The following is a 22,692-nucleotide window of genomic DNA, read 5'->3' on the forward strand; positions in this document are numbered from 1 at the left end:
GTCCAGTGGACTCCCCTACCGGCGGGAGCGCATCGGGCCCTGTCGACTGTTGGAGCGGTTTTGGCCTTCTCGTGGCAGAAAGGCCCGGTGCGCGGCTCACGCTTTGCTTTTCAGGAAAGTCCTTTGCCCTCAGCAGAGGCGGTTCGCGCCGCGTTCTTTGCCGCGACGACCGCGTCGAACACCTCGCGTTTGGGCAGCCCCGCGTCGGTGGCCACAGCGGCGATGGCCTCCTTGCGCCGCTCCCCCGCCTCCTCGCGCACCTGCACCCTGCGCACCAGCTCCGCGGGGTCCAGTTCCTCGGGTCCGGAGTCGGCCGCGCCCTCGACGACGACGGTGATCTCGCCTCGTACCCCTTCGGCCGCCCAGGTAGCCAGCTCGCCCAGCGGGCCGCGCTTCACTTCCTCGTACGTCTTGGTCAGCTCCCGGCACACGGCCGCCCGGCGGTCGGCGCCGAAGACCTCGGCCATCGCCGCGAGGGTGTCGTCGAGCCGGTGCGGGGCCTCGAAGAAGACCATGGTGCGGCGCTCGTCGGCGACCTCGCGCAGTCTGCCCAGCCGTTCGCCCGCCTTGCGCGGCAGGAAGCCCTCGAAGCAGAAACGGTCGACCGGCAGCGCGGACAGGGCGAGAGCGGTCAGCACCGCGGACGGACCGGGGACCGCGGTGACCCTGACCCCCTTCTCCACCGCGGCGGCCACGAGCCGGTAGCCGGGGTCGGAGACGGACGGCATCCCGGCGTCCGTGACCAGCAGGACCCGGGCGCCGCCGGTCAGTGCCTCGACGAGTTCGGGCGTACGGGCCGACTCGTTGCCCTCGAAGTAGGAGACGACCCGCCCCGTGGTGTGGACGCCGAGTGCCTGGGTGAGACGGCGCAGCCGTCGGGTGTCCTCGGCGGCGACGACATCGGCCGTCTCCAGTTCGGCGGCGAGGCGCGGCGGGGCGTCCGCCACATCGCCGATGGGGGTTCCTGCGAGTACCAGCGTTCCAGTCGTTCCAGTCACATGAGTCATCCTCCCAGCACGGGCGACAGCACTCGCACAGATGCGTTCCCTACGATGGCGCGGTGACGAGTACTGCGCCCGAAGCCCGGCAGGGCCAAGACGCCGGGGAACCGCACGGCGAAGAAACGGCCTCCTGGCAGCAGCGGCTGCGCCGCTTCGGCCATGCGCCCCGGCCCGGGATCGGGCTGCGTGAACGGCTGGTTCCGCCGTACGCCCGGCCCGGCGCCCAGCTGTGGGCGGTACTCGGGATCTCCCCACCCCTGGCCGCGCGCCTGGTGCGGTGGTCCGCCTGGGGCGGTCCGCTGCTGGTGGCGCTGGTCGCCGGGGTGCTGCGGTTCTGGAACCTGGGCAGCCCGCACGCCCTGATATTCGACGAGACGTACTACGCCAAGGACTCCTGGGCGCTGATCAACCAGGGGTACGAGGGCAACTGGCCCAAGGACATCGACAAGCTGATCCTCGCCGATCCGTCGAAGGTGCACGTCCCGGTGGATCCGGGCTATGTGGTGCACCCGCCGGTCGGCAAGTGGATCATCGGCCTCGGTGAGCAGATCTTCGGCTTCACGCCGTTCGGCTGGCGGTTCATGGTGGCGGTGCTCGGCACGCTGTCGGTGCTGATGCTGTGCCGGATCGGGCGGCGCCTGTTCCGCTCGACGTTCCTGGGGTGCCTGGCCGGCACGCTGCTCGCCGTCGACGGCCTGCATTTCGTGATGAGCCGCACCGCGCTGCTCGACCTGGTGCTGATGTTCTTCGTGCTGGCTGCGTTCGGCGCGCTGCTGATCGACCGCGACTGGGCGCGGCGCAGGCTCGCCGCCGCGCTGCCCGTCGACGAGGAGGGGGTGCTGCGCCCCGATGCCGGGGTCGCGGAGAATCTGCGCCTCGGCCTGCGCCCCTGGCGGCTCACCGCCGGTCTGATGCTGGGGCTGGCCTTCGCCACCAAGTGGAACGGTCTGTACATCCTGGCCGGCTTCGGCCTGATGACGGTGCTGTGGGATGTGGGCGCGCGGCGGACGGCGGGGGCCGTCCGTCCGTACATGGCAGTGCTGAAGCGGGACCTGCTGCCGGCGTTCGTCTCGACGGTCCCGGTCGCGATCCTCACGTACCTCGTCTCCTGGACCGGCTGGATCGTCACCGGCAAGGGCTACTACCGCGACTGGGCGCAGACCGAGGGCAGGGGCGGCAACTGGACGTGGCTGCCGGACTGGCTGCGCAGTCTGTGGCACTACGAGTACCAGGTCTACGAGTTCCATGTGAATCTGACGTCCGGCCACACGTACCAGTCCAATCCCTGGAGCTGGATCGTGCTCGGCCGGCCCGTCTCGTACTTCTGGGAGGAGCAGCCGGGCTGCTCGGCGTCGGAGACCGGCAAGTGCTCCCGCGAGGTGCTGGCCATCGGGACGCCGCTGCTCTGGTGGGCGGCGTGCTTCGCCCTGGTCTACGTGCTGTGGCGCTGGTTCTTCCGGCGCGACTGGCGGGCGGGGGCCATCGCCTGCGGCGTGGCGGCGGGCTGGCTGCCCTGGTTCTTCTACCAGGAGCGGACGATCTTCCTCTTCTACGCGGTCGTGTTCGTGCCGTTCCTGTGTCTGGCGGTGACGATGATGATCGGCGCCTTGCTGGGTCCGGGGGCGGATACCGGGCCGGCGAGGGAACGCGGCCTGATGTCCGGCGATCCGTCCGGGGAGCGGCGGCGGGCGCTGGGGGCGGTCGCGGCGGGTGTGCTGGTGCTGCTGATCATCTGGAACTTCATCTATTTCTGGCCGATCTACACGGGGACGCCGATTCCCGACGGTTCCTGGCGGGACCGGATGTGGCTGGACACCTGGATCTGAGACCGACACGCCTCGATATGGGCGGCACAACTGGATGTGACCGGCGCGTTCATGCCAAACGTATCGCGTTCCTATAACAACCATCTCGGCTGTCACCACCGTCCCGTAAGGTGCCCAGCAGCATCTCCTTGAACATGTTCAAGGAGAACTCCTGGGGAGGGGGACTGCAAGGATGCGCAGTGGAGCGAAGGTTGCGATAGTCGGCGGAGTGTTCGCGGTCGTGGTCGGTGGGGTGGGATACGGCGCGTACAACGTCCTGGACGGGCTGGGCGGCGGGGGCGGTGACACGGGCACCGAGACCGCCTCCGCGAAGGTGAGGACGGGGCCGGTCACCGACACGGAGATCGACGAGGTGTCGAAGAAGTTCCTCAAGGCCTGGGCGAGCGGTGACGCGGCCGTCGCGTCGCAGCTCACCAACAACGCGACCGAGGCCGAACCGATACTGACGGACTACCGCGAGAGCGCCCATGTCACGAAGGCGGTGATCACTCCCGGTCCGGCGGTCGGCTCGAAGGTGCCGTACACGGTGAAGGCGACCGTCTCCTTCGAGGGCAGGTCCAAGCCCTGGTCGTACTCCTCCGAACTGACCGTGGTGCGCGGCCTGACCACCGGCAGGCCGCTGGTGGACTGGGCCCCCACCGTGATCCACCCGGATCTGGCGAAGGGCGCGTCGCTCAAGACGGGCGAGGCGTCCGCACCGGCGATCGAGGCGGTCGACCACAACGGCAACGTGCTCAGCAAGGAGAAGTACCCGTCTCTGGGGCCCATCCTGGAAGCACTGCGCGAGAAGTACGGGGAGAAGGCCGGCGGCACCGCCGGTGTCGAGACCTGGATCGAGAGCCCGAACGAGAGCAGCCCGGACAAGACCCTGTTGACGATCAGCAAGGGCAGGCCCGGCAGGCTGCAGACCACCCTGGACGCGAATGCCCAGGCGGCGGCCGAGGTGGCCGTGAAGAAGTTCAGCCAGGCCTCGGTGGTCGCGGTCCGCCCGTCCACGGGCGCGATCCGCGCGGTCGCCAACAATCCGGCCACCGGATTCAACGCGGCGATGCAGGGCAAGCAGGCGCCCGGCTCGACGATGAAGATCGTGACGGCGGCGATGCTGATCGAGAAGGGCCTCGCCTCGGCCGACCAGAAGATCGAGTGCCCGCCGACGGCGATGTACTACGGCCGCACCTTCAAGAACCTGGACGGCTTCTCCATCCCCGACGGCACCCTGACGACCAGCTTCGCCCGCTCCTGCAACACCGCCTTCATCAAGCTGATCGACGACGCGAACGACGACGCGGCACTCGCCAAGGAGGCCCGCGACGTCTTCGGCATCGGCCTGGACTGGAAGACCGGCATCCTGTCCTTCGACGGGAGCGTGCCCGAGGAGACCGGAGGCGAGGCGGCCGCCCAGTACATCGGCCAGGGCACGGTCCAGATGAACGCCCTCAACATGGCGTCCATCACCGCCACCGCGAAGACCGGCACCTTCCGCCAGCCGGTCCTCGTCGACCGGGACCTCGACGGCCGGCAGATCGCCACCGCCTCCCGGTCGCTGTCCCCCTCCGTCTCTCAGCAGCTCACCAACATGATGCGCCAGACCGCGAGCTGGGGCACCGGCAGGGCCGCGATGGCCTCGGTCGGCGGCGACAAGGGCGCCAAGACGGGCTCGGCGGAGGTGGACGGCCAGGCCACCTCCAACAGCTGGTTCACCGGATTCAGCAACGACCTGGCCGCCGCGGCGGTCGTCCAGTCCGGCGGCCACGGCGGCGACGCGGCGGGCCCGGTGGTGGCGGCGGTGCTGCGTGCGGGGTCGTGACGCGCACCGCCGGGGCCGTCGGCGCACCCGGCCTCTGCGAGTGCGGCACTGGCCAATGGCCTCGGCCCGTCCACGCCTCATCACGGACCCGGCGGCACCTGCCCCGCACATGCGCAACCCCTTCGCGCACCCGGTGCCGCGTTCGCTAGCGTGCGGGGCATGAGCACTCCCGACACCACCGCCGCCGAAGCCCACCCCCGATTCGCCGAGGCCCTGCGGGAGCTCGGCCTTCAGGTCGAGATCCGCCGGTTCCCGGAGGCCACCCGTACCGCCGCCGAGGCCGCCGCCGCGATCGGCTGCGAGCTCAGCGAGATCGTCAAGTCCCTGATCTTCGAGGCCGACGGTGTCCCGGTACTGGTCCTGATGGACGGTTCTTCACGCGTCGACGTGGAGCTCGTACGCGGTGAACTGGGCGCCGGGAAGGTCAAGCGGGCCGGGGCCGACCTGGTCCGGGAGACGACCGGGTACGCCATCGGGGGCGTACCGCCCTTCGGGCACCGTACGCGGACCCGGGTGCTGGCCGACCGCGGGCTGCTGGACCACGACATGGTGTGGGCGGCGGCGGGCACCCCGCACACGGTCTTCCCTCTCGACCCCAAGTCGCTGATCGGGCACGCCGGCGGAACCGTGGTGGATGTGCGCGAGCAGTCGAAGTGACGCCGCTGGTCGCCCTCGCCGTCCTGATCGCCGCGGTCACGCACGCCAGTTGGAACGCGATCGCACACGCGATCAAGGATCAGCTCCTCTCCTTCACCCTGATCTCCGGGGGCGGGGTGCTGATCGGCGCCCTGGCGGCCTGCTTCGTCCCCTTCCCCGCCGCCGGGGCCTGGCCGTATCTCCTCGTCTCGGCCGCGCTGCACGTGACGTACATGATGCTGCTGATGCGCTCGTTCACCCTGGGCGACTTCGGCCAGATGTATCCGATCGCCCGGGGCACCGCGCCGCTGGTGGTGACCGTTCTCGCCGCCGTCTTCGTCGGTGAACACCCCGACGGCTGGGCCACGGCGGGCGTCGCGGTGGCCTCGGCGGGACTGGTCGGGCTCGCCCTCTGGGGCATCCGGGGCTCCGGCAGGCGCCCGGACTGGCCGGCGCTGCTGGCCGCCGTCGCGACCGGCCTGGCCATCGCGGGATACACCACGGTGGACGGGGTCGGGGTACGCGCCTCCGGCACCTCGCTCGGCTACATCGCCTGGCTGATGATCCTGGAGGGACTGGCCATCCCGGCCTACGCGCTCCACCGCCACCGGGGCGAACTCGTCACCCGGCTGCGGCCGTTCGCGGCGCGCGGGCTGCTGGGGGCGGCGTTGTCGGTGGCCGCGTACGGCCTCGTGCTGTGGGCCCAGACCCGGGCGGCGCTGGCCCCGATCGCGGCGCTCCGGGAGTCGTCGATCATCGTCGGCGCCGCCATAGGAACGCTGTTCTTCAAGGAACGGTTCGGCGCCCCGCGCATCGCGGCGGCGGGGCTGATGGTGGTCGGCATCGGGCTGATGCTGCACACGAGTTGAGCGGGAGGAAAAGGCCGGGTGCCCGTGGCCCGGCCTGCCCCCTTCGCCGGAGCATGACACCGGGCCGGGCGTCTGTCACGTCCGTATCGCACCCCAGCTGTCCTCCGCGCCGTGCAGATCGGGCAAGTGGAGCCGGCCGGACACGGGTTCAGCAGTCGGTTCGCCGCCGCAGTGGACACCGATTAGTCGTATTGCCCTGTGAGCGGGGCGGACCGGGGAGCGGCACGCCGACGCGCTCACCGCGGTCGCCGACGGGTCGGTGATGAAGGCGGTGCTCACGTCCTGACACCTCGCCTCCCGGTACTCACCTCCTGACGCACCAGCCCCCGCGGTGCGCCGGTGACGGCCCGGCAGCAGCGCACCGGCGCGGTCGGGCCGTCACCGCTGCCCGTGCGCCCGCCCGCAAGAATGGGCACCGGCTCATCCGACGAGCACCCTCAGGGCCTCCTCCGTCGCCCGGTCATCGGGAAGATAGGCCAGCAGATGGTGGCCCGGCTCGTCGACGGCGGCGAGCTTGACGTACCGCAGCCGCAGATCACCGGCCACCGGGTGGCGGAAATGGCGTACTGCGGGATGGAACGCCGAGGTCTCCCGGCGGCCGTACCAGCGCGCCGCGTCCGGGTCGGCCAGCAGCTCTTCGACGATCTCGGCATACCGGCGGTCCTCCGGATGCCGGGCCACCTTCGCCCGGAACTGGCCGAGCAGGCTGCGCGCCTCCGGCTCCCAACTGGCCAGCAGCGTACGGGCCGGCGGCCAGCAGAACACCAGCCACAGCAGATTGCGCTGCTTGGGCGCCAACCTCGCCAGGTCGGTGAGCAGCGCCGTGTACCCCGAGTTCCAGGCCAGCAGATCCCAGTGCGGGTCGAGCACCACGGCCGGGTTCGGCGCCAGCGACTCCACCAGCGACAGCAGGTTCCGCGACACCCACCCCGGCGGCTGCTCGGACGGCGCGGCGTGCTCCACGAACGACATCACATGCGCGGTCTCGTCCGGGCCGAGGCGCAACGCCCGCGCCACCGACCGCAGCACCTGCTCCGACGTACGGACCCGGCCCTGCTCCAGCCACGCGTACCAGGAACTGCTGATCCCGGCCAGCTCCGCAACCTCCCCGCGCCGCAGCCCCGGGGTACGGCGCCGTGGTGAGCCGGGCAGCCCCACATCAGCGGGCGCCAGCCGCTCGCGGCGAGAGCGCAGAAACGCGCCCAGTTCGCGGGCCGGGCCGTTGAGTCCGCCGCCGTTCATACCCCGTCCCCCTTGTGACGCCGATCCGCCCCGGGGCTTGGCCCCATGCCCCACAGGGTGTGAGCAAGGGTAATCGGCTGCGGGGCCACCGTGATCGCCCGCGGTGGTGAGCTGGAGCTGCCGGTCCGAAAGCACTGGCAGGCACGACACAAGGAGCCCCATGGACACCAGCGACCCGGCCCGCACCACCCCCGCACCCCCTCCGGCCACCGCCACCGCGGGCCCGACCGCCCCGCCGCTGCCCGCCGCCTCACTGCGCCTGTTGCGCGCCGCCGGTTTCGTCAGCAATTTCGACCGCTTCTGCATCACCCCGATGCTGCTGCTCATCGGCACCCGGCTCGGCGTCTCGCTGCCCACGGTGATGCTCGCCGCCAGCGGCTACTTCCTCGCCTACGGCCTGATGCAGCCGGTCTGGGGCCTGGCGAGCGACCGTCTCGGCCGGGTGCGGGTGATGCGGATCTCGCTGACCGGGGCCGCCGTTGCCGCGCTCTGCTCGGTGACCGCACCCGACGCGACCGTGCTGATCGTGGCACGCGCCGCGGCCGGCGCGTTCTTCGCCGCGTCCATCGCCGCATCCATCACGTACATCGGGGACACCGTGCCCGCCCCGGTCCGCCAAGGCCCGCTCAGCGAGCTGATGACCGCGTTCGCACTGGGCACCGCTGTGGCCACCATCGTTGCCGGAGCGCTGGCGCACTACGTCAGTTGGCGCCTGGTCTTCGCCCTGCCCGGCTTGATCGCAGCGTACCTGGCTGTCGCCCTGCGCCGGCTGCCGGAGCCGCCGCGCCTGGCGCCCGGTGCACTGCTGACCCCGTTCAAGGTCGTCCTGCGCTCCCGCCAGCAGTGGTACGTCATGGCCGTCGCGATGCTCGAAGGCGCCGTTTTGCTGGGCTTCTCGACGTACATCGCACCGGCTCTGGAGGCCCAGGGCGCCTCGGCGACGCTGGCCGGTGCGGTGTCCGCGCTGTACGGCGTGGGCTCGATGGCCGCGGCGCAGACGGTCAAGCGGCTGGTCGGGCGCTGGACACCGGTACGGCTGATCGTAGTCGGCGGGGTGCAGATGGCGGTGGCGTTCGGCCTCGCCGCGGCCAGCCGGTCCGTGCCCGCGCTGATGGCGTGCACGCTGCTGCTCGGCGGCGGCTGGTCGTTCATGCACTCCACGATCCAGTCCTGGGCCACCGGCCTCTCCCCGGCGGCCCGCGCCACCGGGGTCGCCATGTTCGGTCTGGCTCTCTACGTCGGCAGCGCCCTGGCCAGCGCTGTCGTCGCCGGTCCCGCCGAACACCACGCGTACCAGGGAATGTTCCTGACGGCCGCGGCCCTCACCGTCCCGCTGACGGTCGCCGCCGCTGTGGGCCGCGCCCGCCACCGGAGCTGACCGGTCCACCGGTGCCAGAGCCAGACACGGGAAAGTCGTCCAAGCACCAGTCGCACCACGCCGAACCCCGCTCCTGAACACGTCTTCGAAGCCGTGCCGCAGCATCACGACGGTTCGCCCGTCGCCGGCTCAGTGCACGTCGGGTACCGACACTCGCCCGAATTTCATACGCCCCGGGCTGCTGGTGGTCGGCATCGGGCTGATGCTGCAAACGAGTTGAGCGGGACGGCGCACCCGGCTCCAGGACGTACGACCGGCGTGCGCGGGGCGTTGTGGGCGGGACAGGCCCGATGGAGTGAAAAGGGGCCGCCCGTCCCAGCGTGATCGTTTCAGCGGGAATCCGGGCTGCTTGGATGCCCAGGTCTTTCCATTACGGACATCCATGCACCGAAAGGGACATCTGCCATGTCCAAGCGCAATCATCCTGTACTGGCTCTCGCCGCAGCCGTGTTGGCGACATGCGGTGTCGCCGCGGCCGGTGGCACGCCGGCCTCTGCCGCACCCAGTCCGAACCGGGACGTGATCAACAAGATGGACGGGAGCCGTCTGGCCCTGCTCAACAACAGCACCGCCGAGGGCGCCACCGGCATCACCCTGCGCGACCCGGCGTGGAACTACAGCACCGAGCGCTGGGAGCTGGACTTCTCGGCCTGGCAGGCGGACGCCCCCAACACCTACACGGCCACGATCAAGAACGAGGCCGCGAACAAGTGCCTCCAGCCCAGCGTCGCGACACCGCAGCGGGGTACGACCGTCGTCGTCCGGACCTGTGACGGCTCACAGCTCCAGAAGTGGAGCCTGATCGGCGAGAAGGTCGGCGACACCCACACGGGTTGGTGGATGTACCGGCCCGTGGTCAACAAGGACCTCGCCCTCAGCCTGAACAGGTACAACGACGGCAGCTGGGACACCCTCTACCTGAACATCGCACAGCCCAGCTCCGACCGGCTGTGGCGCAGCGCGGGCAACGACACCCCCGTGGCCAACAGCTGAGACCTCGCGTTCGGATCACGCCCGGCTCGCATCCCCCGCTCGCCGATCCGGCCCGATCCGAACGGAAGACCCTGGTTCGAAGGGGTGGGCGACGGGCTCGGGGGCTCGTCACCCACCCCTTCGCGCGCGCGAGGTACCCGAGCCCCGATGTGTCACGTCCGTGGCGCAGCCCTCCCTATACTCCGCGCCATGCCGAGGAAAAGCTGGGACGAGCTCCCCGACGACGTCCGCGCGGCGATCCGCGAGCAGGCCGGTACGGTCGAAGGAGTCGAGTCGGCCGGCCATGGGTTCAGCAGTCAGTTCGCCGCCACCCTGGACACGGCACGCGGCCGGGTCTTCCTCAAGGGAGTGCGCCAGGACGACCCGCTGGCGTGGACGCAGGCGCGCGAGGCCGCCGTCAATCCGTACGTCGTCCCCGTCGGGCCGAGGCTGCTGTGGCGCGTCAGGACCGACGACTGGGACCTGCTCGGCTTCGAATACCTCCCCGGCCGCAGCGCCGACTTCACGCCAGGCTCCGCCGATCTGCCCCTCGTCGTCGAAGCCTTGACGGCGCTGGGACGGATTCCGTGCCCCGACATCGAGTTGGAGGACGCCGTGGGACGGTTCGGCGGCCGACTCGACGACCCCGCCGACGCGGCGCTGCTCGCCGGTACGGCGCTGCTGCACACCGACTGGTTCCACACCAACGTCCACATCACCCACGGCCCGCCCAGCGGCAGCACCCGGTCCGACGGCTCCCACGCCACCGGCGGCGGCGCCCACCTCGTCGACTGGGCGTGGGCCACCCGCGGCGCCGCCTGGATCGACCCGGCGTGCTGGGTCGTATGGCTCGGCTTCGCCGGGCACGACCCGTACGGGGCCGAACAGTGGGCCGCCAAGGTCCCGGCCTGGTCCACCGCGTCCACCCGCGAGCTCGACGTCGCCGCCACCGCCCTCCGGCGCTACTGGCGGTCCACCGAGGACGAGCACCCCAACGAGTGGACGCACCGGCTGCGGGCCTCGGCGGACCGCTGGGCCACGTACCGGCTGGGGAGCTGAGGCGGGCGGACCGGTGGCACGGGCTCGGACGGACCCCGGCGGCATGGGCGCGGGCCGCGCTACTCCCCCGAAACCGCCTGGCGGAAGCCGTAGTTCACGGCGGTGAGTCCGCCGTCCACCCGTAGCGTCGTCCCCGTGATCCAGGCCGCGTCGCGCGAGGCGAGGAAGGCGACGGCGGACGCGATGTCGTCCGGCTCGCCGACCCGGCCGAGCGGGTAGAGACCGCTCACCCGGGACAGTTCGGCGTCACGCCCCGCCCAGGCGTCCGTGCGGATCGTGCCGGGCGCGACCAGGTTGACGCGGACGCCGCGCGGTCCCGCGTGACCCGCGAGGGTGCGGGTCAGGCTGCCCAGGCCGGCCTTGGCGGCGCTGTAGCCGTGGTTGCCGAAGTCCTGCTCGCCGTTGACCGAACCGATGTTGACGATCGCGCCCCGGCCGGAGGCCACCAGGTGCGGCAGGGCGGCGCGGGCGCAGCGGTAGGGACCGGTGAGCGAGATGTCCAGGTCGCGTTCCCACGCCTCGTCGGGCTCGTCCTCGAAGAGCGGTGCGTCCGGAGTGCAGGCATACGCGTTGTTGACCAGCACGTCGAGGGAGCCGAAGGCGGCGACGGCGTGGGCCACCGCGGCCTCGACCGCCGCCCGGTCGGCCACGTCGCAGGGCAGCGACTCGGCCGTCCCGCCCGTCTCGCGTATCGCCTCGGCGGTGCGTCCGGCGCGGTCGGCGTCCAGGTCGGTGACCAGGACGCGCGCGCCCTCCGCGGCCAGTCTGCGGGCCGTGGCCGCGCCGATGCCCTGGCCCGCTCCGGTGATGAGTACGCCGTATCCGTCGAACCGTGCACCCGCAGGGTGAGGAGGAGTCATAGCGCCGACCGTACTGCCCTGACCAGGGCCTGGGCACGGGGATCGGCGGTAACTCCCTTCTGCAGACCGTTCGTCACGTAACCCAGGGCGATGCCGGATTCGGGATCGGCGAAGCCGAGCGAGCCGCCCCGGCCGGGGTGACCGAAGGAGCCGGGGGCCAGCAGCGGGGCCGCCGGGCCGTGCAGCATGTAGCCGAGGCCGAAACGGGTGTTCACGACCAGGACCCGGTCCGGGCCCGCCGATTCCTCGGTGCGGGCGAGGGTGAGCGTGGCGGGGGCGAACAGGCGGTGGCCGTCGACCGGGCCGATCATCGCCGCGTAGCAGCGGGCCAGGGCTCGGGCGGTGGCGATGCCGTTGGAGGCGGGGAGTTCGGCCGTCCGGTAGGCGGGGTCGTTCTCGTCGGGCAGGGGATCGATGGCCCCGAAGGCGCGGCGGGTGAGGGATTCCGGATCGCGGTACGCCTCGACGACGGACCGCTTGGGGCGTACCCGCAGGGCGCCGCCGTTGCCCGCGGCGGCCGGGGGTTCGACGGGGCCGATGCGGCCCACCCGGTGCGCCTCGTCGGCCGGGAGGCCGAACCAGAAGTCCAGGCCGAGCGGGCGGGCGATCTCCTCGGCGATCCAGCGGCCCACGGTGCGGCCGGTGACCCGGCGCACCAGTTCGCCGACCAGCCAGCTGTAGGTCTGGGCGTGGTAGCCGTGGTCGGTGCCGGGTTCCCACTGGGGGCGCTGGGCGGCGACGGCCTGCGGACCGGAGATCCCGTCGGCCGCCTCCGAGGGCGTCAGCGCGCGGTCGAGGGCGGGGATTCCGGCCCGGTGGGCGAGGAGGTGGCGGACGAGCACGCGTTCCTTGCCGGCGGCCTTGAACTCCGGCCAGTACGTGCCGACCGGGGCGTCCAGATCGACCTGGCCGCGCTGGTGCAGCAGCAGCGGTACGGCGGCGGCTATGCCCTTGCCCGCCGAGCGGACGATCTGCACGGTGTCGACGGCCCATGGTTCGGCTCCGTCGACGTCTCTCGTACCGGCCCACAGATCGACGACCTTGCGGCCGTCCCGGTAGACCGCGACGCCCGCTCCGCGTTCGCCGCGCTGCTCGAAGTTACGGACGAAAGCATCCCGGACCGGTTCGAATCCGGCCGCCACCGTGCCCCGTACGTCCACGCCTGCTCCTGCGCTCCCGCTCATCCCCCCATGGTGCATCCCGTCGCAGGTCGGACGCGGGGCGGGTCACCCCATGTTCACCGTCACGGAACGCGGATCGAACCCGAAGGGCAGTTCCAGACGGTGGGTGCGCATCAGTTCCTCGTCGCAGAGCAGGTCCTGGGTGCGGTCGTCGGCGGCGATGACGCCCTCGCTCAGGACGACCGCGCGCGGGCAGAGCTCCAGGGCGTACGGCAGGTCGTGCGTGACCATGAGCACGGTGACGTCCAGGGCGCGCAGGATGTCGGCGAGCTCGCGCCGCGAGGCCGGGTCGAGGTTGGAGGACGGCTCGTCCAGGACGAGGATCTCCGGCCGCATGGCGAGGACGGTGGCGACGGCGACGCGGCGTCGCTGGCCGAAGGAGAGGTGGTGCGGCGGGCGGTCCGCGTACTCCTCCATGCCGACCTGCCGCAGCGCGTCGGTGACGCGTTCCTCCAGTTCGGCGCCGCCCAGCCCGGAGGCGGCGGGCCCGAAGGCGACGTCCTCGCGGACGGTGGGCATGAAGAGCTGGTCGTCCGGGTCCTGGAAGACGATGCCGACGCGGCGGCGGATCTCGGCGAGGTTGCGCTTCTCCACCGGGAGACCGGCGACGTGGACGGTGCCCGCGCCGGCGTCGAGGATGCCGTTGAGATGGAGGACGAGTGTGGTCTTGCCGGCTCCGTTCGGGCCGAGCAGGGCGACGCGTTCGCCCCGGGCGACCGTCAGGTTCACCCCGAAGAGCGCCTGATGGCCGTCGGGGTAGGCGTAGGCGAGTCCGCTGACTTCCAGGGACGGTGCGGGGGCGGTGGGCATGCTGCTCATACGGTCCATCCCAACAGACAGATGACAAGGGCGAGGACGGGGAGTGCCACGGCGTGCGCCCACTGGGTCCGGGAGGCGGTCACCTCGTCGATCACCGGCATGGAACCCGCGTAGCCGCGGCTGACCATCGCGAGATGGACGCGTTCGCCGCGCTCGTACGACCTGATGAAGAGCGCGCCGGCCGATTTGGCGAGCACACCCCACTGTCGTATCCCGCGCGCCTCGAAGCCGCGGGAGCGGCGGGCGATCGACATCCGGCGCATCTCGTCGGTGATCACATCGCCGTACCGGATCATGAAGGAGGCGATCTGGACGAGCAGCGGCGGCAGCCTGAGCCGTTGGAGGCCGAGCAGCAGCGAGCGCAGTTCGGTGGTGGAGGCGAGGAGTACGGAGGCGGCGACGCCGAGGGTGCCCTTGGCAAGGACGTTCCAGGCGCCCCAGAGGCCGGGGACGCTGACGGAGAGACCGAGGACGTGGGTCTGCTCGCCGGGCACCACGAACGGCATGAGTAGCGCGAACGCCACGAACGGCACCTCGATGAGCAGCCGCTTGAGCAGGAAGGACGCGGGGATGCGGGCCAGTGCGGCGACGGCGCCGAGCAGTACCGCGTACAGCGCGAACGCCCACACCGCCTCGCGCGGCGTCGAGACGACGACCACGACGAAGAGGAAGGCGGCGGCGAGCTTGCAGTGCGGGGGCAGATCGTGGACCGGCGAGTGCCCGTGCCGGTAGAGCCTGTGCGCGTGTCCGGCGCCCATGTCAGACGGTTTCCCCGGTGCGCGGGGTACCGACGGTCGCCTCCGCGGTGCGACGGCGGCGGATCACGTAGAAGACTCCGCTGCCGACCACGATCGTGGCACCGACGCCGATCACTCCGGCGAGACCGCCGGAGAGGCGGGCGTTCTTGATGTCCTTGACGCCGTAGTCGGCGAGCGGGGAGTCCTTGCTGGCGTGCTCCTCGGCCTTCTTGTCGATGCCCTGGTCCGCGGCGACCTTCTCCAGGCCGTCGGGGCTGGCGGAGGCGTAGAAGGAGACGAAGCCCGCCAGGACGACGGCGGTGATCAGACCGGTGATCCAGATGCCCCGGGTGGAGCGGGCGGCGACGGGGGCGACGGGCTGCGGGGCGGGGACGTCGACGAGCTCGCCCTCGACCCGGAGCTTGAGCGGGGCGGTGAGTCCGCGGGCGCCGTGGACCAGGTCGGGGCGTACGGCGATGACGGCACCGACGGTCAGCGCGGTGATCACGGCCTCGCCGATACCGATCAGGACGTGGACCCCGACCATCGCGGTGAAGACCTTGCCGATCGGAATGTCGGTGGTGCCGCCGATCCAGTAGATCAGCGTGAAGACGCAGGCCGCCGCCGGTACGGAGACCAGGGCGGCGACGAAGGAGGCGACCGTCACCGAGCGTCGGGTACGCGGCAGCACGCCGACCAGCCCGCGGAAGAGGGCGTACGCGACGACGGTGGTCGTGATGCCCATGTCGAGCACGTTCACACCGAGCGCGGTGAGGCCGCCGTCGGCGAACAGGACGCCCTGCATGAGCAGGACGACGGATATGCAGAGCACCCCGGTACAGGGCCCGACCAGGATGGCGGCGAGCGCCCCGCCCAGCAGATGCCCGCTGGTGCCCGCCGCGACCGGGAAGTTCAGCATCTGCACGGCGAAGATGAACGCGGCGACGAGACCGGCGAGCGGCGCGGTGCGCTCGTCCAGCTCCCGGCGGGCGCCCCGCAGGCTGACGGCCACCGCACCCGCGGCGACGACCCCTGCGGCGGCGGAGACGGGCGCGTTGATGAATCCGTCGGGTACATGCATGAAGGGGCTCCGCTTCCTGCGATGCCGCGTTGCTGCGGGCGGTGTCGTTAACCGCTCAATGATAGGGCCTTGTTGCAAACGCTTCGCAAGAGCGGGTACGTCACAGCTGGGCTCGCCGCGCCATGTGCGGGAAATATGGGACATTGGATGGCGAAGAGCAAGAGAAGGAGGAGTCGGCCCATGCCCCCCGTGATCCATGAACAGGCCGAAGCCTGGCTCGTCAATGACACCCCCGACCTCCCGGCGGTACCGGTCGATCTCCTGTACGACGCCGACAAGGATCCGCGTACCGTCCATGTCGCCTTCCCCGGCGGCATCGACTGGTCGTTCAGCCGCGATCTGCTGGAGCGCGGCCTGCTCTCCCCCGCCGAACGCGGCGGGATCCGGGTGTGGCCGTGCGGACGGACGCAGTTGGTCGTGGAAATCCGCTCGAAGGAGGGCGTGGAGGTGGTGCAGTTCGATAACGCGCCGCTGATCCGGTTCCTGCACCGTACGCACGACGAGAACGTCGACGACGAGGGCGTCGGTACCCACGCGCCCGCATGACCCGGAGCAGGCGCGACGCGCGCCTGACATTCACACGCTCACACACACGCACACGCATGACAGAAGCCCCCGCTCGCACGGGGGCTTCGTCATTGCCCCGGTCCCCCGTCCCCACAGGTAACCGGCCCGTCCGGGGCCGCGCTCCGCTCAGAGCCTGTCGGACGCGGACCCCGGAGGCTCTACGGACCGGCCCCCGATCCCCGAGGCTTCGCGGTCCGACCGCAGCGGCCCGGCCCGGACGGCCGGGACGCCGGGCCCGGCAGGCGCTCAGACCAGGGCCGGCTCACGCTCGCCCTCGGCGTCGGGCTTCTCGCCGAGCTGCTCGCGCAGCCCCTCGCCCTCCACGTCCACGTTCGGCAGGAGCCGGTCCAGCCAGCGCGGCAGCCACCAGGCGCGCTTGCCGAGCAGGGCGAGGACCGCGGGCACGATCGCCATCCGGACCACGAACGCGTCGAAGAAGACGGCGATGGCGAGCGAGAAGCCGATCATCTTGATCATCTGTTCGCTGGACCCGATGAAGCCGGAGAAGACCGCCATCATGATCACGGCCGCCGCCGTGACGACCCGGGCACCGTGCTTGAAGCCGGTGACGATCGCCTGGCCGGGCTTCTCGCCGTGGACGTACGCCTCCCGCATCCGGGTCACGAGGAAGACCTCGTAGTCCATCGCCAGACCGAAGACCACACCGACCATGAAGATCGGCATCATGGACATGATCGGGCCGGTCTGCTCCACGCCGAAGAGCGAGCCGAGCCAGCCCCACTGGAAGACCGCGACGACCGCGCCCAGGGCCGCCACGACCGAGAGCAGGAAGCCGAGGGCCGCCTTCAGCGGCACCAGCACCGACCGGAAGACGAGCATCAGCAGCAGGAACGCCAGGCCGACGACGAGCGCCAGGTACGGCAGCAGCGCGTCGTTCATCTTCTGCGAGAAGTCGATGTTCATCGCCGTGGAGCCGGTGACCAGGACGTCGGCGCCGGTGTCGGACTTGATGTCCTTGCCCGCGTCACGGATCGCGTGGACCACGTTCTCGGTCTCGGTGGAGCTCGGCCGGTCCTTCGGGACGACGGTGATCATCGCGGTGTCGCCGGCCTTGTTGAACTGGGCCGGGGTGACGGCGGCGACGCCCGGGATGCCGGAGATCTCGTCCGAGACCTGCTTGGTGGCGGTCTTGCCGTCGGAGCTGTGCGCGGTGTCGACGACCACCATCAGCGGCCCGTTGAAGCCGGGGCCGAAGCCGTCGGAGAGCAGGTCGTAGGCGCGCCGCTGAGTGGTGCTGGTGGGCTGGGAGCCGTCGTCGGGCAGGCCCATCTCCAGGGACGCGGCCGGTACGGCGATCGCGCCGAGTCCGAGGACGCCGACCAGCAGCACCCACACCGGCTTGCGCAGCACGAACCGCGCCCAGCGGGTGCCCATGTTCGGCTTCGCCTCGGGCCGGTTCGAAGCCTCGGACCCGCTCTCCGCCGCGGCGGCCTTGCGCGCCTTGCGTCCCATGACCCGCTTGCCCGCGAAGCCCATCAGGGCCGGGACCAGGGTGAGCGCGATGAGGACGGCGATCGCGACCGTGCCGGCCGCGGCGAAGCCCATCTTCGAGAGCATCGGGATGTTGACGACGGCGAGGCCGACCAGCGCGATGACGACGGTGAGACCGGCGAAGACGACCGCGGATCCGGCCGTACCGACGGCCCGCCCGGCCGCTTTCTCGCGCTCCCGGCCCTCGGCCAGTTCGGCGCGGTAGCGGGAGACGATGAACAGCGCGTAGTCGATGCCGACCGCGAGGCCGATCATCATCGCGAGGGTGGAGGTGGTGGAGCCCAGGTCGAGCACGTTCGCGAGTGCCGTGATCGTCGAGACCCCGATGCCGACCCCGATCAGGGCGGTGAGCAGTGGCAGTCCGGCGGCGATCAGCGAGCCGAAGGTGATGACCAGCACCACCGCGGCGATCGCGACACCGATGATCTCGGTGACCCCGGTCTGCGGCATCGCCTGGAGCGCGTCACCGCCGATCTCCACGGTCATCCCGCTCTTCTGCGCCGCGTGGCCCGCGTCCTCCAGAGCGCTGCGCGTCCCGTCGGTCAGCTCCATGGAGTTGACCTTGTAGGACACGGAGACGTACGCCGTGGACCCGTCCTTGCTGACGGCGTTCGCGGTGTACGGGTCGGTGACCGAGGCGATCTGGTCCGAGCCGGACTTCAGCTCGCCGGCAACCTTGTTCACCTCGGCCTTGTTCGCCGGGTCCGTCATCTTCTGGCCGTCGGGGGCCTTGAAGACGACCCGCGCGGTCGCGCCGTCGGCGCCGGCGCCCGGGAAGCGCTGTTCCAGCAGGTCGAAGGCCTTCTGCGCCTCCGTACCCGGGATGGAGAAGGAGCTGGAGGTGGCGGTGGACGCGGAGGCCGCGCCGAATCCGGCGAGGGCCAGCAGTGCCACCCAGATCAGGGCGACATAGCGGCGGCGCCGGAAGGCGAGCCGTCCGAGTTTGTAGAGGAATGTGGCCACGGAGGCGTACTCCCGGTCAGGTCGTGTGAGTGGAAAAGGGCGTGAGGAACCAGCCCGACGACGAGAGCGGCGTGTCAGGTGGGGCTTGGGGAGGGGGCCGTGCGAAGGGGACGGGTCGCGCGAAGGGGACGGGAGCGTCAGACTCCGAGCGCGGGGAGCATCACGGAGTCGACGTAGTCGATGAGGAACGCCTGGTCGACGGGGCGGTCCTCGACCAGTTGCCGAGCGGCGAAGGCGCCGACCAGCATGTGCGGTACATATTTCAGCGCCGGGTTGTCCGGACGCAGTTCACCCCGGTCCACGGCTCGGCGCAGCAGCGTGTCGAGACCGGTCACTTCCGGCTCGATCAGCAGGTCGCGCAGGGCCTGGAGCAGATCGGGATTGTCGTGGACGGCATGGCTCAGGCCCCGCATCAGCGCGGAGTTCTTCTCCATCTGGCAGTCGTCGCTGCGGCTCAGCGCGGCGTGGAAGTCACCGCGCAGCGATCCGGTGTCGATCTCCGCGAGGGACATCGGCTTGTTGTGCCGCAGGGCGGTGACGACCAGCTCGGGCTTGCTCCCCCACTGGCGGTAGAGGGTGGCCTTGCTGGAACGGGTACGGGCGGCGACGGCGTCCATGGTCAGGGCGTCGTAGCCGACCTCGCGGAGCAGGTCGAGCACGGCGGCGTACAGCTCGCTCTCACGCTCGGGCGTGAGCCGGGTGCGTGCCATGTGCCGACCTCTCGTTCCGCTTCTCGGTCTCGTACATCAGTCGATCGAACGAAACTGTTTCGTACACATCGACGGTACCCCGCCCGTCCAGCGAAACGAAATCGTTTCGCTTGTGTTCCGCACCACAAGTTGCCGGGGCCCACGCGCGCGGAAAGCATTGAAGGGTGAGTGACGACGTCGCGTATCTCCGTTTCCCGCACCTCCACGACGATCTGCTCTGCTTCGCGGCCGAGGACGACCTCTGGGTCGCCCCCCTCGCCCCGGAGGGGCAGCGGCCCGGCCGCGCCTGGCGGGTGACCGTCGACCGGACCAGAGTCAGCCATCCGCGGTTCTCGCCCGACGGGACGCGGATCGCCTACACGACCTGGCGCAGCCTCGACCCCGAGATCCATCTCGCGCCGGTCGAGGGCGGCCCGGCGCGCCGGCTCACCTACTGGGGGTCCACGGACGCCCGGGTCTGCGGCTGGACCCCCGACCCCGGGGACGCCTCGCAGATCCTGGCGGTGTCCTCGCACAACCAGCCGTTCGCACACATCTCCTGGGCCTACACCGTCCCCACCGACGGCAGCCCCGGCGGCAAGCTGCCCTGGGGGCCCGTCGCCGACATCGCCGTCGCCGACATCGACGGCGAGCGGCGCACCCTGTTGCTGACCGGCAAACCGCCGCACGAACCGGCCTCCTGGAAGCGGTACCGGGGCGGTGCCATGGGCCGGCTGTGGCTGCACGGCAAGCGGCTGCTCCCGGACATCGGCGGACATCTCGACTCCCCCATGTTCGTCGGCGGCCGGATCGCGTTCCTCTCCGACCACGAGGGCGTCGGCAACCTGTACTCCTGCCGGCCCGACGGCAGCGATCTGCGCCGCCACACGGACCACGACGCCTTCTACGCCCGGCACGCGTCCAGCGACGGCCACCGGGTCGTGTACCAGTGCGCGGGCGACGTGTGGCTGGTGGACGACCTTGCGTCGCCGGACGCGGTGCCGCGCAAGCTGGAGGTACGGCTCGGCGGGCCGCGCGCCGGACGGCGTACGTACCAGGTGCCGGCCGCCACCAACGTCGACTCGCTGTCCGTGGACGAGACGGGCCGGGCCAGCGCCGTCTGCGTACGCGGCAGCCTGTACTGGCTCACCCACCGCGACGGCCCCGCCCGGACGATCGCCGACACCCCGGGGGTACGGGTCCGGCTGCCGGAGATGCTCGGCAGCGGCGGCCAGGTCGCCTACGTCACGGACGCGGAGGGCGAGGACGCCATCGAGATCGCGTACCTGCCGCGCGCCAGCGGCGACCGCGAGCCTCGCCGGCTGGCCTCCGGACACGTCGGCAGGGTCCAGGAACTGATCGCCGACCCGGACGGCGAACGCCTGGCCATCGCGACGAACGACGGGCGGCTGCTGCTCCTGGACACCGACGAGGAGACATCCACGGGCGAGCCCGTGGAACTGATCCGCTCCATCAACGGCCCCGTCCGTGACATGGCGTTCTCCCCGGACGGCGCCTGGCTGACCTGGTCGCACCCCGGCATCGGCCGTTCGCTGCGCCAGATCAAACTGGCCCGCATCCTGGGGACGGGATCGCCGGTGATCGTCGACGTCACCAACGGCCGCTTCGAGGACGAGAATCCCGTCTTCACCGGTGACGGCCGCTACCTCGCCTTCCTCTCCTGGCGGGGTTTCGACCCGGTGTACGACGTGCACACCGGGGACCTCTCCTTCCCGCTCGGCTGCCGCCCCTACCTGGTGCCGCTCTCCTCGGCGACCCCCTCCCCGTTCGCCCTGTCCCCGGAGGGCCGCCCGGCGGCGGGCGGGCTCGACCCGGCCGACGACGTTCCGGACACCGGAGCGGGCGAGGGGCCGTCCACGGTCACGGTGGAGTTCGAGGGGCTGGAGAACCGGGTGACGCCGTTCCCGGTCTCCGCGTCGAAGTACTCGGCCCTGCATCCGGTGAGCGGCGGCGGACTCGTCTGGCTGCGCTGGCCGATCTCGGGCGCGCTCGGCGAGACGTTCGCCAACCCGGCGGACATGTCGGGCCGTCCCACGCTCGAACACTTCAACATCTCCAAGGCCAGGAAGACCGAACTCGTCGGGCATCTGGACTCGTTCGCGGTCAGCGGCGACGCGACCCGGCTCGTCGTGATGGACGAGGGCGAGCTGCGCGCCGTCCCCGCCACCGAGATCGCCGACAGCGACACGACGGTCTACCTCGACCTGCGCCGCATCCTGCACGACGTCGACCCGGCGGCGGAGTGGCGGCAGGCCTACGCGGAGGCCGGCCGCATCATCCGCGCGTACTTCTGGGAACCGGACATGTGCGGCATCGACTGGGACGGTGTGCTCGACCAGTACCGCCCGCTGGTCGAACGGGTCGCCTCCCCCGACGAGTTCGCCGATCTGCTGCGCGAGGTCCTGGGCGAACTGGGCACCTCGCACGCGTACGTGGCACCGGCCCGCCGCAACGAGGGCCCGCCGCACTACCAGCGCGCGATCGGACTGCTCGGCGCGAACCTCGTGTGCCGGGACGGCGACTGGACGATCCGGCGCATCCTGCCCGGCGACTCCTCCGACTCCAAGGCCCGTTCCCCGCTGGCCGGTACGGGCATCCGGGAGGGCGCGGTCCTCACCCATGTCGACGGCCGCCCGGTCGACCCGGTGACCGGCCCGTACCCGCTGCTCTCGGCGGCGGGCGGCACCACGGTCGAACTCGCCTTCCGCCCGCCCGAGGAGAAAGGCCACTCCCGCCGGGTCGCGATCATCCCGCTGGTCGACGAACGCCCGCTGCGCTACCAGGACTGGGTGGCCAAACGCCGTGAGGTCGTACGGGAGTTGAGCGGCGGCAAGTGCGGCTATCTGCACATCCCCGACATGGGCGGCTCGGGCTGGGCCCAGTTCAACCGGGACCTGCGCATGGAGGTCTCACGCCCGGCGCTGATCGTCGATGTGCGCGGCAACGCGGGCGGTCACATCAGCGAGTTGGTGGTGGAGAAGCTCACCCGCACGATCCTGGGCTGGGACCTGACCCGCAACGCCCAGCCGGTCAGTTACGCCTCCAACGCACCCCGTGGCCCGGTGGTCGCCCTGGCCGACGAGGCGACGTCCTCCGACGGCGACATGATCACCGCCGTGTTCCGGCTGCTGAAGCTCGGCCCGGTGGTGGGCCAGCGGACATGGGGCGGCGTGGTCGGCATGACCGGACGGCACCGGCTGGGCGACGGCACGGTGATCACCGTGCCGATGAACGCGGCCTGGTTCGACACGTACGGCTGGTCGATCGAGAACTACGGCGTCGAACCGGACCTGGAGGCGCTGCGCACCCCGCTCGACTGGGCCGAGGGCCGGTACGCGGTACTGGACGACGGGGTACGGGTGGCGCTGGACCTGCTCGCCGCGCATCCGGCGGCGACCCCGCCGACGTACGACACGGTCCCGGACCGGCGGCGTCCGCCGCTGCCGCCGCGTTGACCCCTTGTCCCCGTGAT

Annotated in this window: 18 protein-coding genes; 9 read left to right on the forward strand and 9 right to left on the reverse strand. The window is 71.2% G+C overall.

Annotated features, from left to right (window positions below; all coding sequences use genetic code 11):
* Window positions 1–110 precede the first annotated feature (110 nt).
* Window positions 111–1,007, reverse strand: a complete 897-nt coding sequence (gene rsmI / locus ABZ826_RS06730; RefSeq protein ID WP_361443274.1) for a 16S rRNA (cytidine(1402)-2'-O)-methyltransferase — start codon at window positions 1,005–1,007, stop codon at window positions 111–113.
* Window positions 1,008–1,060: 53 nt separating this feature from the next.
* Between rsmI and ABZ826_RS06735 the strand changes: the two genes are divergently transcribed.
* From ABZ826_RS06735 to ABZ826_RS06750, 4 genes are all read left to right on the forward strand, one after another.
* Window positions 1,061–2,827: a phospholipid carrier-dependent glycosyltransferase gene (locus tag ABZ826_RS06735; RefSeq protein ID WP_361443277.1), complete on the forward strand. Its 1,767-nt coding sequence runs from the start codon at window positions 1,061–1,063 to the stop codon at window positions 2,825–2,827.
* Between the two features lie 172 nt (window positions 2,828–2,999).
* Window positions 3,000–4,634 carry a penicillin-binding transpeptidase domain-containing protein gene (locus ABZ826_RS06740; protein ID WP_361443280.1) on the forward strand — a complete coding sequence of 545 codons (1,635 nt, stop codon included), beginning with the start codon at window positions 3,000–3,002 and terminating at the stop codon, window positions 4,632–4,634.
* A gap of 159 nt (window positions 4,635–4,793) precedes the next feature.
* Entirely contained in the window at window positions 4,794–5,291 is a 498-nt protein-coding gene (locus ABZ826_RS06745) for a YbaK/EbsC family protein (RefSeq protein WP_361443283.1), read from the forward strand.
* Window positions 5,288–6,139, forward strand: a complete 852-nt coding sequence (locus ABZ826_RS06750) for a DMT family transporter (protein ID WP_361443286.1) — start codon at window positions 5,288–5,290, stop codon at window positions 6,137–6,139. Before ABZ826_RS06745 ends, ABZ826_RS06750 begins: the two co-directional genes overlap by 4 nt.
* A 420-nt stretch (window positions 6,140–6,559) precedes the next feature.
* Here the strand turns inward: ABZ826_RS06750 and ABZ826_RS06755 are convergent, their stop codons facing one another.
* Window positions 6,560–7,381 (reverse strand): helix-turn-helix transcriptional regulator, encoded by an 822-nt coding sequence (locus ABZ826_RS06755; protein ID WP_361443289.1) that lies wholly within the window; start codon window positions 7,379–7,381, stop codon window positions 6,560–6,562.
* A gap of 160 nt (window positions 7,382–7,541) precedes the next feature.
* Here ABZ826_RS06755 and ABZ826_RS06760 point away from each other — a divergent pair, with 160 nt between their 5' ends.
* From ABZ826_RS06760 to ABZ826_RS06770, 3 genes are all read left to right on the forward strand, one after another.
* On the forward strand, window positions 7,542–8,759 hold the full coding sequence (locus ABZ826_RS06760; RefSeq protein WP_361443292.1) for an MFS transporter: 1,218 nt from the start codon (window positions 7,542–7,544) through the stop codon (window positions 8,757–8,759).
* A 405-nt stretch (window positions 8,760–9,164) separates the two neighbouring features.
* Window positions 9,165–9,752, forward strand: a complete 588-nt coding sequence (locus ABZ826_RS06765; RefSeq protein ID WP_361443295.1) for a hypothetical protein — start codon at window positions 9,165–9,167, stop codon at window positions 9,750–9,752.
* Between the two features lie 189 nt (window positions 9,753–9,941).
* Window positions 9,942–10,790: an aminoglycoside phosphotransferase gene (locus ABZ826_RS06770; protein ID WP_361443298.1), complete on the forward strand. Its 849-nt coding sequence runs from the start codon at window positions 9,942–9,944 to the stop codon at window positions 10,788–10,790.
* Between the two features lie 59 nt (window positions 10,791–10,849).
* On the opposite strand, the gene ABZ826_RS06775 is transcribed toward ABZ826_RS06770, so the two are convergent.
* From ABZ826_RS06775 to ABZ826_RS06795, 5 genes are all read right to left on the reverse strand, one after another.
* Window positions 10,850–11,650: an SDR family NAD(P)-dependent oxidoreductase gene (locus tag ABZ826_RS06775; protein ID WP_361443301.1), complete on the reverse strand. Its 801-nt coding sequence runs from the start codon at window positions 11,648–11,650 to the stop codon at window positions 10,850–10,852.
* The gene (locus tag ABZ826_RS06780; RefSeq protein ID WP_361443789.1) at window positions 11,647–12,810 is read right to left on the reverse strand and encodes a serine hydrolase domain-containing protein; all 1,164 of its coding nucleotides are present in this window, start codon (window positions 12,808–12,810) and stop codon (window positions 11,647–11,649) included. Before ABZ826_RS06780 ends, ABZ826_RS06775 begins: the two co-directional genes overlap by 4 nt.
* A gap of 66 nt (window positions 12,811–12,876) precedes the next feature.
* Window positions 12,877–13,659, reverse strand: a complete 783-nt coding sequence (locus tag ABZ826_RS06785; RefSeq protein ID WP_361443304.1) for an ABC transporter ATP-binding protein — start codon at window positions 13,657–13,659, stop codon at window positions 12,877–12,879.
* Window positions 13,647–14,408, reverse strand: coding sequence for a cobalt ECF transporter T component CbiQ (gene cbiQ, locus ABZ826_RS06790; protein WP_361443307.1), 762 nt, complete (start codon window positions 14,406–14,408; stop codon window positions 13,647–13,649). The genes ABZ826_RS06785 and cbiQ overlap by 13 nt, the downstream gene beginning before the upstream one ends.
* 1 nt (window position 14,409) lies before the next feature.
* Window positions 14,410–15,468, reverse strand: coding sequence for an energy-coupling factor ABC transporter permease (locus ABZ826_RS06795; RefSeq protein WP_361443310.1), 1,059 nt, complete (start codon window positions 15,466–15,468; stop codon window positions 14,410–14,412).
* 180 nt (window positions 15,469–15,648) lie between these two features.
* On the opposite strand from ABZ826_RS06795, the gene ABZ826_RS06800 reads away from it, so the two are divergent.
* A complete protein-coding gene (locus ABZ826_RS06800; RefSeq protein WP_351084704.1) occupies window positions 15,649–16,014 on the forward strand; it encodes an SsgA family sporulation/cell division regulator in 366 nt (121 codons plus the stop codon).
* A 267-nt stretch (window positions 16,015–16,281) separates the two neighbouring features.
* Here ABZ826_RS06800 and ABZ826_RS06805 read toward each other — a convergent pair whose 3' ends face one another.
* Both ABZ826_RS06805 and ABZ826_RS06810 read right to left on the reverse strand, forming a co-directional pair.
* A complete protein-coding gene (locus tag ABZ826_RS06805; protein WP_361443313.1) occupies window positions 16,282–18,510 on the reverse strand; it encodes an MMPL family transporter in 2,229 nt (742 codons plus the stop codon).
* Between the two features lie 137 nt (window positions 18,511–18,647).
* Window positions 18,648–19,220: a TetR/AcrR family transcriptional regulator gene (locus ABZ826_RS06810; protein ID WP_361443316.1), complete on the reverse strand. Its 573-nt coding sequence runs from the start codon at window positions 19,218–19,220 to the stop codon at window positions 18,648–18,650.
* Between the two features lie 164 nt (window positions 19,221–19,384).
* Between ABZ826_RS06810 and ABZ826_RS06815 the strand changes: the two genes are divergently transcribed.
* Complete coding sequence (locus ABZ826_RS06815) at window positions 19,385–22,675, forward strand: S41 family peptidase (RefSeq protein ID WP_361443319.1); 3,291 nt, start codon at window positions 19,385–19,387, stop codon at window positions 22,673–22,675.
* Window positions 22,676–22,692: the final 17 nt, after the last annotated feature.

It is taken from the genome of Streptomyces sp. NPDC047515 (assembly GCF_040643055.1).
GTDB lineage: Bacteria > Actinomycetota > Actinomycetes > Streptomycetales > Streptomycetaceae > Streptomyces.